Source organism: Bacillus haynesii, from assembly GCF_014042035.1.
GTDB classification, from domain to species: domain Bacteria; phylum Bacillota; class Bacilli; order Bacillales; family Bacillaceae; genus Bacillus; species Bacillus haynesii.
This window is the reverse complement of record NZ_CP059494.1, coordinates 1,134,540-1,147,352: the sequence shown is the minus strand read 5'-3', so window position 1 is coordinate 1,147,352 and position 12,813 is coordinate 1,134,540. Positions and strand designations below refer to the sequence as shown.

The following is a 12,813-nucleotide window of genomic DNA, read 5'->3' as shown; positions in this document are numbered from 1 at the left end:
ACAGCTCCGTTGCGAATTTTGAGAATGAAGAAACGGACAAGCTCTTTTTAGAAATCTATGAAAGGGCTATGTTTATTTTAAGGGGAAGAAAGCATAACGATTATTTACTATCACTATTCGGATACTGAAATGAAAAATATTCTCGACAGCATGATCATTATTGTGGATGCGAGGGAGCAGAAGAACCAGCATGTTCTTGACAAAAAGAACGTATCAATTAAATTCAAAGGGATGAAGACGGGCGACTATTCCGCCATGATCCCAAAAAAGAAGAATATGGGATCAACCGGGACATGTATTTGAACGCCGCTATCGAACGGAAAAACGGAGTTGATGAGCTTGTTCAATCCATTAAGGACCGTTCCCGGTTTGAAAACGAATTGATTCGTGCAGCCAAACACCCCTTCACTCTTCTTGTGGAGGATCTGGAAGGCTATCAAAAAATACTAAACGGAAAATATCGCTCACAATATAAGCCGCAGTCTCTGCTTGGCAGCTTAAAAACGTTTGAAGTCCGTTACAATTTCTCAACCGTTTTTATTAATCCGAACGCTACCGGAAACTATATCTATCACCATTTTCATTATATGGCACGGGAGCTGTTAAAGGGGGGCCTTGTGTGAATGAATTAATGAAGGTCCTTTATTGTGAAAGGAAAAAGGACGAGCTTAAAGCACGGCTGCTCAAAATGGGATTTTTTAAAACGCCTGACGGTCGGCAGCTGTACGAGCTTTCATTGACTGAATTAGACGAAATATTCAAAAAGAAATTAATTGAAAGGGGAAAATGATCATGGCATTTGTAGGTTTTGAAGAATCACAAGAGGTGCGGCAGCTGGCCGAAAGTTTAATTGATAAGCATCACCCACATTTAAAAGATGCAAAGGAACACATCGGTTTTTACATTCGGGAAGGTAACAGTAAATGGGCTGGGAAGGCGAAAAAATGCACGGCCTTTGAGCGCCATATGACTGATTACATGCTTTTTGTATTCATCAATAAAGAAGCCTGGAAGACGATGAACCAAGAGCAGCGCACCGCCCTGGTCGATCATGAGCTTTGTCATTTTACCCGCGCGGAATGGGAGGAACCGGATCCGAATGATTCAAGCAAATGGGTTACTATGTACGGGCCCACAGAAGATCCTGACAGTTGGGGGATCCGCGAGCATGATGTTGAAGAGTTTTCAGAAATCATTGAGCGTCATGGCCTTTGGGAAAAAGGGATTGAATCATTTGCTGCTGCCGTCCGGGAAGCTGACTATCAAATGAATATTGATGATGTGAACAGAGAACAGCTGCTTCAAAGGGTGAAGTGAAAAAGAAGCAAGGAGCTATTTTGCTCCTTACTCTTTAGGAGGTAAAAGTTTATTTATGTGTTCTAGGAATTGACCAGCTGAATTTCCAAGACCTAATAGTTTAATTAATTTATCAATTACTTTAAAGAAACCTTTAACTTCGCGTGAACTTGATTCGGTTTTAAAAGAATTTGCATTTAAGAATATTGAACCAATTGTTTGTTCAAGAACTTCTTCAATTGCATCTGATCCGGTAATTGCATATCGTGTTAAAACTTCTCTAATCAAATTTAATTTGTTTGTAGCAATTAGTTTTAGCTTTTCAGGAAGAGTAGAAATACTAAAATTATGAGTTAACTCTTCAATTTCTGAAATTAGAGAGTTAATTTGCTCAGAGTCAAGTTCAGTTGTCGAAAATTCATTTAGTAAAGATAGAGCCTCACCTATATAACCAAAGGCGGTAATTGTTTCCTTATCAATATTTCGATAAAAATGATCCATTTTGCCGTTTTTTAAATTAATATCATAAACTGCTATTTCAATCTTGTTTAAAAAACCAATATTTTTTTCTGTGTTTAAGCGGGGATGAGATTCAATGATTGATCTACATGTCCTCACAGATTCAAAAAGTAATGAAAGTGAGTTTAACAATGAAGGTGTATCATCTTTGTCTATATCAAATACTTTTTCCCAGGTCCTTGTGTAAGAGGCACCATATGAACCTTCACCTTTATTATAAGCCGATTCTATTAGCCTATGTACACGTAAAACAACATTATCATTATTCATTTTCAAATCCTCCTTTAATAACCATATTTTATAATACAGAAATTTAACGAGTTGGGGAAGAGTGTTGTGCAGAAAAGTATGGAATCGGAAAAGAGACTTATGGAAGGTAAAACTAAAAAAAACGATGGAACAGAACTAATATGGAGGTAATCATGATATATCTAATTATAGGAATCGTCATTCTTATTGCTCCATTCATCTGGATGGAGATTGCGGAAAGACGGATCCAAGAATGGGAAAAAGAAAAATGAACGAATGGAGGGAAAGGATGTCAAAGGAACAGCTATCATTTCTCGATGATGTGGACGAAAAAGCCGTCCGAAAAATAGTCATCAAAGAACTAAAAAATTACCGCGCGCTTAAAGTCCAATTAGAGAATAAAAAAGAATGTTCGTCTGCCGGCATTAACATTTTCCCTTCCCTCCGGGATTCATTTACAGTGAACGAGCTCAAGGTCAAACAGATGGAACGGGCTTTAAAAAACAGCTTGGACGATGAAGAACGTTTGATTATCGAAAAGAAATACCTGACGGCTGCCAGGTTGAAAGACATTAATATTTATATGGAACTCGGGATGAAAAAGGATACCTATTATGAAATAAAGCAACGGGCAATAAACCGCATAGCGACAGCTCTCGGAATTATCTGAGGGCTGCTTTTAATTCTCAAATAGTAAAATAGTGTTATAATGTGAATGTATGTAAACAAAAAGGGGGGATGTTTAATTGAGAAGAATTCTTTTTAAGTTTATTGAACCACAATTTTTATCTGATTTTTTAAACGGTAATGTATTTTTTAGAAGAACCGGCTATTTTATCGAATTAGAAAAAAATTCTGGTGATAAAGTAATTGGTGATAGATATGAGGGATCTCATTTTAGACATTATGATCCTAAAAATGAAAGTGTAGCAATAAAAATCGATGGGAAGTTTGTTCCATTAAAAGTGAGTAAAGGGTTTATGACACAACGTTATGATGCGGCTCAAGATTTTCAATTATCTTGTTTTGTCCAATTAGAACTTGACAGCGATTTCATCTTAAAAGAAGATAAAATTTATAATATTAAAGAAGATGTTATTGAGGGATTAAGAAAAGACTTTGAAGGTCGGAAAGCTATTCTTATTCACAATGAAAAAGCATTTTTCCATCATTTAGATAAGAGTGCTAAAGAAATGGGCCTAGGCATTTATCATGGGACAGTTAATTATTTTGATCCTGACAATGAAACGCCTCTGACAGAAGAAGTGTTTGAAAGAAACATGATTGCGTCATTTTTTTATAAACGTAAATCGTATCAAAATCAAAGAGAATATAGGATTATCACAGATCGACCAGTAAAAAAAGAAAGTATGAAAATTCATATTGATAATCTGAAGGATTACATACAAATTTTTGATTTAGAAGATTTAAGCGGTCTAAGGATAATGACAAAATAAGAAATCTTGATTTAACTCAAGCACTCTAATAGGGTGCTTTTAATTTTTGTTACGAGCTAAAGCTGTTAAAATCCCGACATTTTTCCGATAATCGGGGGGATAAAGAGGGGGAATTTTTATGTGTGATTTATCGATAAGATTTACTTATCAAGAAATAATGGGAGACGCACCATTCCCTTATCAAGGTGAATTAGGATACTCAAATTAAGGCGATGAAGAATGAAGCCAAACGGGAGGAACATTCTGAGCCGGATCGCGCTAGTCTTGCGGCTTTGGTATCGGGAGATTGTAAGCAGCATGTTTTTTGGACATGCGTCTTACAATGCTTGGCTTCCTCCCGGAGTATGTGTGAGACGCAATTTTAGTAAGCGTTTAGCGTAAGGGGGGAATCGTTCGACAAATTTCGCAAATTGTTTAATTTTCCACTTCCTGTCCGATAAGAAGGCGGGAGGTGAGAATGATGGATTTGGATCAATTGATTAGTGAAGGTGAAAGAGTTATAAGTACAGCCGTTAAACATGACATGACTGGAAAAATGATTCTTAAAGGTGCAGAACTAGAAACATGGGCGATGAAAAGTGTGATCTATGCTGAGCAAAATTTTGAGAGTATGTATTTAATTCAAAGATTAAACGATGATGCAAAAGACTTGAAAAAAGATGGCTACGACAAGGCTAATGCAATTCTCGGAGTATTAAAAGCAGTAAAAGAAAGCTAAAATTTAGCATCCTTCGGGATGCTTTTTTATATTCTCTGTAAACCGGATCCAGTGAATCTCAGAATAAACGATTGGCGGCCAATGAGAGCCTCTGAGTGTGGGTCCGGTTTAGAAAGAATAATCAATGTAATCGTCAGTTATTTTCAAAGATTAGGAGGTATAAAATAAGTTATAATAATTAGTATCATTTTTAGTTAGGAGAGGGAAGTCTTTGGATGCTAAGAAGATGAACTTTTTACTCATAATTCATCAATTGGATACGTTTAAAGAATATGCTGAGTACATAGAATATTCTATGAAAAAAAAATTGGATGAGTTCAATACGTCTTTTAAAGAACTTGATGAGAACGATTTAGATGTATTTGCTGATTTATATTATGATGAAATGATTCAGTATAGAGATCATTTTCCAGCTATTATGAGAAAATCTCTATTTATAAGTATATATTCTTTTTTAGAAGATAAAGTTGTAGAATATTGTACGTCTAATGATAATGAAACTTGTATAAAACTAAACGATCTAAAAGGACAAGGGATTCCGAGGGCTGCATTGTTTATAAAAAAAGTATTAAGAAAAAGTTTTCCCGATCAATCCAAGGAATGGAATTATATAAAAAAAGCAGGTTTAATAAGAAATTGTATTGTTCATTGTCAAGGGGATATTGACAAAACAAATAATAAGATACAAGTAATAGAGGCAGTAAACGAATTACAAAACGTATCATTAAATCATATAAATTTCGTCGTATTGAACAAAGAATTTTGTTTTGAGTTTATTAAAACAGTAGAGAATTTTCTACGTGATTTATTTGGAATTCATGAGAATTTGAGGATGCAAATATGGAGTTAGAACATTTAAAGTCCAACGGATTTTTACCGTGTGGGCTTTTTATATTTGGGGGAGTCATAATGAATAAACCTTTAAAGCCCTGCAATGAACCAGGCTGCCCGACTCTTACCCGGGAAGGTTACTGCAAACAGCACAAGCGGACAAAGCCAGTCTATGATCAATACCGTGAATCAGCCGCCCGCCGGGGGTATGACAGCAAATGGCGGAAGGCAAGACGGGGATATCTGTCAAAACATCCTTTCTGTGCTTCATGCATGAAAGAGGGCAGGAGGGTTCCAGCGACAGTCGTTGACCATATTGTTCCGCATAAAGGGGATAAAAAACTATTTTGGGATTCTTCCAACTGGCAGCCGCTGTGTGCGCCCTGCCACAGTAGGAAGACCGCGAAGGAGGATGGAGGCTTTGGCAACAGAACATCAAACCTGCGTATGTGATCGCTGTGGAACCAAGTTCCATATCAAAGGATGTTCGAAGGTTAGGAAGCATGACAACGGAGTGCGGCAGCATTACATTAAGTGTCCACGGTGTCAGACTGAATACACGTCCTACTACACGAACGAGACGATCAGGCACATGCAACAGAAGGTAAAGAAACTAACCATGCTGCGTCTTAAAGCACAAGCTCATAAAGGAATTGACGTATACAAACAAAAATATACGCAAGCTCGAGAGGAATTAGAAACGGCCATGCTGCAGCTGCGGGAGGAAATGGAGGCCCCCCGCCCTTAAATCTCTGGAAAGGATTCGCCGGAGACCGCGCTCCCCTCCACATTTTGAAAAATTCCCTAAATGAAATTTCGGAAGGAGGTGAGGGAATGGCAAGACCAAGGCAACCAGTTGACTTATTGCTTGTGAAAGGTAAGAAAAACCTGACAAAACAGGAGATTGAGGAACGAAGAAAGCAGGAGATCAAGGCGCCAAGCGACAAGGTAAAGGCGCCTTCTTATTTACCGAAAGACTTAAAAAGGGAGTTCAAAAAAATAGCGGACGAGTTGAAAAACATCGGAATTATGACGAATTTAGATGTTGATGCGCTCGCCCGTTTTTTATATTCGCGGAAGCTTTACCTTCAGGTGACGGACCAGCTGCTTGAGCAGGGGCCAATGAAAACAATAGTCGTAAAAGATGTGGACGAACAGGGAAATATCGTGGGGGAAAAAGAAAAAACGGTAGTCAATGAAGCGTATTCGGACTTACTTATCAATCAAGATAAACTATTCAAACAATGTCGGCAGGCTTCCAGTGATTTGGGCTTAACCATTTCCTCGCGCTGCAAGCTCGTGATTCCTAAAAAGGATGACGACAAGCCGAAATCAAAAGAGGAAGAGCGGTTTGGGGGCCGGATGTAATGCAAGAGGTCACCGCTGAAATTCTGATTGAGCGTGTATGGGCCTATTGCGAAAAAATACTTTCCGGTGAGATAAAGGCTTGTCAAAAGCATAAATGTGCTGTGCAGCGATTTTTTAAAGATGTTGGGGCGTTAGCGGACCCGGATTGCCCCTTTTACTATGAAGCTGAAGCAGTGCTAGATTTTTATGAATGGGCGCGGCAGTTCAGACATGTTTAGGGGATACTTGCGGGTGAGCCGATTGAGCTGACGGACTTTCAGCTTTTTATTGCGGCCAATTCGCGATATGGGTTGTATCCAAATAGAGTCGGGGACCACGCAGGTGGCGAGGCTGCTCTTTAGGTTGACTGTTGAGGTGGTTGTGGAAAATGTGTCCAGCAACACGAACTATATTCGATAAATTCGAGTTAAATAAGACTGTTTGCCGACGGTATTTACGGACCGAAAACTAAAGCGAAAATTGAAGCTTTATTGAAGTAACGAAAAGGAGCAGGCATTATGCCTGCTCCTCTATCTTGAAACTAACGAGATTCATTTGAGGATTTAAGGAAACTGATGAACAATGGTGAAATGACAATTACTGTTACAATTAATAATAGTCTGCTAGATATTAAATTTACAAATGTAGTGTTAATAATATATAGGGTTAAAACCATTAAATAAAAAGCCACGTAAACATAAGCATACACTTTTTTGCTGAATGGTTCTTTCATGTAAATGAAAAGAAATAACCCTGCCATTAAAACTAAGAAAGTCATAGTTTCCCCTCTTTCATTTTTATTGTGGAAAAACCCCAGTTGGAACAGCTGCATATCCGAGTCCAGTAAAACGTATTCTAACACCATGCCCTTCATGTTCGTCTTGAATCATTTGACCAAAACCAACTAGTCCGCCTCCGATTACTCCGGAAATTACGCTTGCTAATTGTGTAGGAGGTACTGGAATAACCCTTGATATTAAAGCAATACCAGAGGTTGCTCCACCGCCTGCTTTAAATGATTGATATAGTGTTCTTGTTTCATTACAGTCAAAATAAAGATTATATCCCCACCAGTAGACATCATGACCAGATCGACCGCAGCCTTTTTTCGCTACTTTCATTTTATTATTGTTTCCATTCTCTAGTGTCAATACACTACCGTCTTTGTCTAAAATTTTCACACTAAAATCAGAGTTAATGACAGCTTCTTTTTGTTTTACTAAACCGTTCAAGTATTTAATCCATTCTTGAACTTCGTTGGTGACAGAACGTGAAATATCTAGTTTAGTATAAGATGGATCTAAGGTAAGAGTTCCATCTGCGTTTAATTTAAGATAAGCTTCTAATTTCTTTACATCATTCATACTCACCTTTACATTCTTAAATTCTTCGCTGTTCAGTTTTTGATCGGGTACAGAATTTCCTTTAGATGCTCCAGTAGTTTCAGTATGTAGTTTTTCGTTGTCAGTTAGTTCTGACGCTGATACTGATATTGAAAATACAGGTGAAACCAATATTAATGTCAGTACCATAACAAATGTCTTAAAACCATTGTGCTTCTTTTCTTTCACGATAATGCCACCCTTCTTATTATAATTCAACCTCATTTTACTTGAAAAACAAGGTAATTTGGGGCATTATGTGTATAACAGTAAAAAAGAACCATCTGAAATCTTGTGTGTAATGAAATTATACTAGATAAAATGAATTAGAATATTGGAGGGCTAATTTAAGAAGAAAAAAAGTGATTAAGATGAAGGACGTCATGAGGTAACTACGTTGCTCTTTGAATAATAGTCTTACTTTATTTCCACGGGACAACATTCTCAAATTTAATGAAATTGCCTTCTTAATCAACGACATGTAAAATCTTGCGGATATGATTTATGTAGGATATGCCCTCTATTTGAACGATCTCCCCGATTCCAGGTCCGCGACTTTGTTGCGGTCAAACGCCAGCTGATGCACGGGCTGTCTCCCGATGAAATTTACGGCCGAAGACTAAAGCGAAACTTGAATCGCTATTGAATTAACACAAAAAGGACCTCTTGAAAGGGGGCTTAGATTTTATAAATTCCAACTTGTCAATTGTTATTCATCACTATCCATTTCCCATACTTTCTGACCGTCTGCTAAATATACTGCATTTGGCGGATCATCATATAGTGAAATTTCAACAAACGAACTTTTCCCTTCTCTTAACCAATTATAAACACTGCCTTCACGGTTAGCGGGATGAGCCAACATATTATCTACTTTAAATACCGCTGCATGGTATTCTGTGTAATTCACATCGTCATCTTCTAATCCGTTGTCTGTTTCAAAGATTGTATCAACGTTACCCGTAATCTTAAATCCACTTTTCCATTCTATGATTAAATCACAATCTTTATAATGTTTTAATGTTTTTATTAAAGAATCGTATCCCATGAATATTCTCCTTTTCTTATGGGTGTGATGGTACTATATGAGCTCCGTTTTTTCCATAGTGTATAATCCCTCTTGTAGTCTCTACATACTTTTTGGCATCATGATCATAGTATTTTCCTATTACTTGACCACACTTTATTCTTTCCCTATCTTTTCTGAACAGATCACCTTTTCCCGCAAACTTATCAAGCAATTCTTGTGCTTTTTTATTATCTCCGTAGAAGATGCTTTTGTTTTTACGACCATTAGCTATTTCTTGTTTGTAGTTTGGTGTTCCAGGAATATGTTTTTCTTGAGCACCTGGTTTTACTTTTGCAGGGAATCCATACACTTTACGATACGGGCCTTTTGGTACGGATTGTTTGCCGTAGGAAGGCGTTTTATCTACCTTTGCAACTTTCTTTCCAGCTTCTTCACCTTTAAATAACTTGAAGCCGCGCTTTCCGTACTTAAATGCCTTTCCAAAAGGGGTGACATTCAATGCGGCCATCAAACGGTCACCACTACCTTTAACGATTTCGCCTGTCGCAAGGTCGTATCCAAACGCTGCTCTTACTGCATCATACACACCTGTAAATTCCATCGCGGTATCGAAATATTTAGCAAAGTCGCTTTTTTCCACATTCTCTGGAAGAGTGTAGGCGGGTTCTATCTTGACGATTGTATCACCATCTATGTATGCCCTGTAAAGCGTATCGTTAAATACTCTATAATCTTTTTTAAGTTTATTCAATTCCTCTTGAGTGTACTCTTTGGTGGAAACCTTTTGCGTAGCCAATTTTTTTAATCGATCTGGGTCGGCGAGAGTGTTAATTTCGGCATCTTCTTTGTCTCCGACTTTTTTCAGCATGGTACCCATCGCTGTTTCTTGATTTCCACTCAGGTTATCCATCTCATCCGGCTTTAAAATCGCACCTTTTTGATAACTGGTGATCTCAATTTTGGGCCCGGTATACATCTTTTCGAGCCGCGCTATGTATTTCTGCATCGTCTCAAGATCGTTTTCAGCCGTTTTGAGGGCGTTGGTTTGCTTGCGGTCAAACGCATGCAGCTTTTCAAGGGTCGTGCTGATTTCCTTTAATGCTTTCTGATTCTGTTCATGAAAACCGCTGTCATTCAAATCCGGTAAATCAACGATATGGCTGACTTTTGCGATCGTCGCGTTGGTCTTAGAAACCAAATGTTTCGTTGTTCGATCAGCCGCATTTAAGCCATTCTCCAACTCGTGTTCGAGAAAGGACTGAGAAATCAATCCGTTATGGTTTGGTTCCAAGGAATTCAGCGCGCTTTTTATTTTCTTCAGCGTGGAACTGTATTCTTCTATGAAACTATCATAGAACTGTAGAAAAGGGGTGTGACATTCCTCATAAAAGACGCGGATCGCGTCGCCGCCTTTTCCTTTTAAAGCATCATCAAGTGATGTTGATGCCCTCAACAGCTTTTTTGACTTTAGAGAATTCGTCTGATTGTTGTTTTAATTGTTCCAGCGTTTGATCAATTGCATTGTGCAACGCCTGAACATCCAGAGTCTTCATGGCATTCTCCTCTAATCCTTTTGGTTACAATCAGTATAGAGTTTACCACTATACGGAAAAGAGTTGGACAATAAATCCTGCGGATTACTAAAAATGGATCTTTAGATTTGGGTAATAAAGACTATCCGTTCGTTTGGTTTCCGCTTTTTTAGTACGGTACATGAAATATATGGTTTACTTTCCTTGTTTTTCTGTTAAAATAGTAATAAAAAAAGAGAGGAATCCTGGATATGATGAAAAAAATTGTTAAAGTTTTAATTGCTTTTGTTTTTGTTGTAACACTCTTGGACACTGGAATAGTGGCTAATACGAAAAAAGCCGAAGCTTGTTATCCTGCCTATAAGTGCTATCTTAAATCTTCTTTACCTAAAAACTATACGCTTTATTACAAAAATCCAGATAGGCGTGCAGGCTCTTATGCTGGTGGAATTGTAATTGGAGGGCTTGGATTTTTAGGTGGAACTCCTGGTGCTGTAGCTGCTTTTTTAGGTGGGGCTGCTTTTAGTTATAGAGAAATTTATTATGGTAATCTGTCTTATAAAACATATATTAAGAGAAGCCCTTTAAAAAATAAAAAAATGAGGATAAAAACTGTATACTATGAGTATACTAATTATAGGGGAAAGCAGACTGTTAGGGTTAGAGATGAAAATTGATTAGTCTTGGAAAGGATTGATACCTTGTGAGTTTATACAAAGGGTTAAATATGCTGTTTACTGCAATCTTTATTGTGTGTTTTTTGATAGGGATGTTTATGTCAAACTTTTTTGTTGTATTGATAGGCGCAATAATTCTTTCCATAGCATCAATATTAAATTATCGATTTAATTATCGAAAGAAAAATGAACATGTATAATTTTTAAAGCTCACTTTTTGTGAGCTTTTCATATTGTCTGAATTTCGACCACATCTTCAAATTTAATGAGGTTGGTGTCTCCTTTTGAATCCACGACATGGAACAGCTTGCGCAGTTGGTTTATGTAATGGATATGGCCCTCTATTTGAACGATCTCCCCGGTTTCCGGTCCGTTAAGCATTGGCAGCGGCTTAAGTACAGAAAACTGAACTGGATGATTAAACTCCATTGCTTCACTTATGACCATTTCCATATCTTCGATCTGAGAAAGGTTAAGAACCGGTCTTTTCACTTTGTCCTGTCTGCTTTCTAACTCGCGAAGCAGACTGACATGCTCCGGCAGCATCATGGCCGTCCATTTGATTGATCCTCGATCTTTCAAGTTGTCATCTTTCATGGTGTTCATCTCCTTGAGATGATTATAAGGGAACATTTGTTCTATTCTCAACAAGAAAAATTAGCCATTAAAAAACCCAACTCCGAAGAGAAGGGTTTTTATTTTGGGTTGATTTTTAATGTGAAAGCATTTAAAGATGAGTCAATTGAGATATTTATGTCATAATTGTCATTAGAAAGATCTTTTTCTGTTTCTGAAGAATTTAAAAAATTTGTTAGGTCATCAATGGATGAGTCGGATATTAATAAAAATGTCATCATACTACCCATGCCTTTAGGAGAAGCTTTGCCGTTATCACTTGAAGTGAAAACTCTAATACCTTTAAAAGACCCGTCTTCTTCATTTATAGCTCTTACAGTATAAATCGCAGTATCAGAATTATCTTTTTCAGAAATTAATTCTCTTGTGTAATCTCCGTTACCCTCTTTGATAGGTTCACCAATATCAGTTAACTTAATTTTTTGTGGTCTAGTATCCTTCCAGTTAAGGTCATCAATTTTTTGATTGTATTCAGAAACAATTTTTTTGAGCTTTGTATCCTCGGTTTTAAATAAATCCTCAGTAGACCTATCATTTGTTTCTGTCTTTTCTTCAGCTGTAGCTTTTTGGTTGTCCGCTTTATTTTGTGGTGCACTGCTGCACCCTGCTAACACCAAAAATAAAACCAGTAATATCTTTTTCATAATGATCCCCCTCTTGTTTAAAACGAACATTTACATTTTAAAACAAATGAGGGGGATTATCCAATGTGTTAACAGTTAAGAAGTGAACACCCACAAAACACCCACAATCAAAAAATATTTCTTGATATTTTATCCTACATAAAAAATGAACCCCTTATATATCAACGTTCATGACCCAATATGATATATAAAGGTAATATAGGTTATAATCCGTACACAAGTCCATCCTTGGGAGCGCGAGCAGTATATGTCTCAGTATTAATCTAGGAATCCCTTGGCACCAGCGGTGTCAGGGGGTTTTTTATTTTTGGTCAAAAGAATGTAAGTGGTCTTCTTTTTGGTCTTTGACCAAAATATGACCAAAAAAATTTGAAGTTATTAATCTAACTCCATAATCGCTGAGACATAATCCTCGTAATCTTCGATTCTATCTTGGTTGTGTTTCTTACCGATATGGGAGTAAACATCAGCTGCTTTTCTTGATAAATTTCATGT

The 12,813-nt window shown here is 37.3% G+C and carries 15 protein-coding genes and 2 pseudogenes; 11 read left to right on the top strand and 6 right to left on the bottom strand.

Features of this window, described 5'->3' with window-relative positions:
* Window positions 1-93 precede the first annotated feature (93 nt).
* From H2R00_RS05620 to H2R00_RS05610, 3 genes and pseudogenes are all read left to right on the top strand, one after another.
* A pseudogene (locus H2R00_RS05620) lies at window positions 94-623 on the top strand (ERCC4 domain-containing protein).
* Window positions 620-790, top strand: a complete 171-nt coding sequence (locus tag H2R00_RS05615; protein ID WP_182070636.1) for a Fur-regulated basic protein FbpA — start codon at window positions 620-622, stop codon at window positions 788-790. The pseudogene H2R00_RS05620 and the gene H2R00_RS05615 overlap by 4 nt, the downstream one beginning before the upstream one ends.
* Window positions 791-792: 2 nt before the next feature.
* On the top strand, window positions 793-1,317 hold the full coding sequence (locus tag H2R00_RS05610) for a putative metallopeptidase (RefSeq protein WP_182070635.1): 525 nt from the start codon (window positions 793-795) through the stop codon (window positions 1,315-1,317).
* A gap of 27 nt (window positions 1,318-1,344) precedes the next feature.
* On the opposite strand, the gene H2R00_RS05605 is transcribed toward H2R00_RS05610, so the two are convergent.
* Complete coding sequence (locus tag H2R00_RS05605; RefSeq protein ID WP_182070634.1) at window positions 1,345-2,085, bottom strand: hypothetical protein; 741 nt, start codon at window positions 2,083-2,085, stop codon at window positions 1,345-1,347.
* 268 nt (window positions 2,086-2,353) lie between these two features.
* Between H2R00_RS05605 and H2R00_RS05600 the strand changes: the two genes are divergently transcribed.
* The 7 genes from H2R00_RS05600 to H2R00_RS05570 all read left to right on the top strand — a co-directional run bounded on the left by H2R00_RS05600 (window position 2,354) and on the right by H2R00_RS05570 (window position 6,656).
* Complete coding sequence (locus H2R00_RS05600; RefSeq protein ID WP_182070633.1) at window positions 2,354-2,734, top strand: ArpU family phage packaging/lysis transcriptional regulator; 381 nt, start codon at window positions 2,354-2,356, stop codon at window positions 2,732-2,734.
* A 76-nt stretch (window positions 2,735-2,810) separates the two neighbouring features.
* The gene (locus H2R00_RS05595) at window positions 2,811-3,521 is read left to right on the top strand and encodes a hypothetical protein (RefSeq protein ID WP_182070632.1); all 711 of its coding nucleotides are present in this window, start codon (window positions 2,811-2,813) and stop codon (window positions 3,519-3,521) included.
* Window positions 3,522-3,978: 457 nt separating this feature from the next.
* Window positions 3,979-4,239 (top strand): hypothetical protein, encoded by a 261-nt coding sequence (locus H2R00_RS05590; protein ID WP_182070631.1) that lies wholly within the window; start codon window positions 3,979-3,981, stop codon window positions 4,237-4,239.
* Window positions 4,240-4,450: 211 nt separating this feature from the next.
* A complete protein-coding gene (locus H2R00_RS05585; RefSeq protein ID WP_244958287.1) occupies window positions 4,451-5,089 on the top strand; it encodes a hypothetical protein in 639 nt (212 codons plus the stop codon).
* Between the two features lie 59 nt (window positions 5,090-5,148).
* Window positions 5,149-5,523, top strand: a complete 375-nt coding sequence (locus tag H2R00_RS05580; protein WP_182070630.1) for an HNH endonuclease signature motif containing protein — start codon at window positions 5,149-5,151, stop codon at window positions 5,521-5,523.
* Window positions 5,524-5,904: 381 nt separating this feature from the next.
* Window positions 5,905-6,438: a phage terminase small subunit P27 family gene (locus tag H2R00_RS05575; RefSeq protein ID WP_182070629.1), complete on the top strand. Its 534-nt coding sequence runs from the start codon at window positions 5,905-5,907 to the stop codon at window positions 6,436-6,438.
* Window positions 6,438-6,656, top strand: a complete 219-nt coding sequence (locus tag H2R00_RS05570; RefSeq protein WP_182070628.1) for a hypothetical protein — start codon at window positions 6,438-6,440, stop codon at window positions 6,654-6,656. Before H2R00_RS05575 ends, H2R00_RS05570 begins: the two co-directional genes overlap by 1 nt.
* 558 nt (window positions 6,657-7,214) lie before the next feature.
* Here H2R00_RS05570 and H2R00_RS05565 read toward each other — a convergent pair.
* The 3 genes and pseudogenes from H2R00_RS05565 to H2R00_RS05555 all read right to left on the bottom strand — a co-directional run bounded on the left by H2R00_RS05565 (window position 7,215) and on the right by H2R00_RS05555 (window position 10,382).
* Window positions 7,215-7,988: a hypothetical protein gene (locus H2R00_RS05565; RefSeq protein ID WP_231006472.1), complete on the bottom strand. Its 774-nt coding sequence runs from the start codon at window positions 7,986-7,988 to the stop codon at window positions 7,215-7,217.
* A gap of 520 nt (window positions 7,989-8,508) precedes the next feature.
* Window positions 8,509-8,847 (bottom strand): YxxD family cognate immunity protein YxxD, encoded by a 339-nt coding sequence (locus H2R00_RS05560; RefSeq protein ID WP_182070627.1) that lies wholly within the window; start codon window positions 8,845-8,847, stop codon window positions 8,509-8,511.
* Window positions 8,848-8,863: 16 nt separating this feature from the next.
* Window positions 8,864-10,382, bottom strand: a pseudogene (locus H2R00_RS05555) (T7SS effector LXG polymorphic toxin).
* A 230-nt stretch (window positions 10,383-10,612) separates the two neighbouring features.
* Here H2R00_RS05555 and H2R00_RS05550 point away from each other — a divergent pair.
* Entirely contained in the window at window positions 10,613-11,038 is a 426-nt protein-coding gene (locus H2R00_RS05550; RefSeq protein ID WP_073461374.1) for a hypothetical protein, read from the top strand.
* A 228-nt stretch (window positions 11,039-11,266) separates the two neighbouring features.
* Here H2R00_RS05550 and H2R00_RS05545 read toward each other — a convergent pair whose 3' ends face one another.
* The gene (locus H2R00_RS05545) at window positions 11,267-11,635 is read right to left on the bottom strand and encodes a YolD-like family protein (RefSeq protein ID WP_182070626.1); all 369 of its coding nucleotides are present in this window, start codon (window positions 11,633-11,635) and stop codon (window positions 11,267-11,269) included.
* Between the two features lie 98 nt (window positions 11,636-11,733).
* Window positions 11,734-12,318 carry a hypothetical protein gene (locus tag H2R00_RS05540; RefSeq protein WP_182070625.1) on the bottom strand — a complete coding sequence of 195 codons (585 nt, stop codon included), beginning with the start codon at window positions 12,316-12,318 and terminating at the stop codon, window positions 11,734-11,736.
* Between the last annotated feature and the right edge of the window lie 495 nt (window positions 12,319-12,813).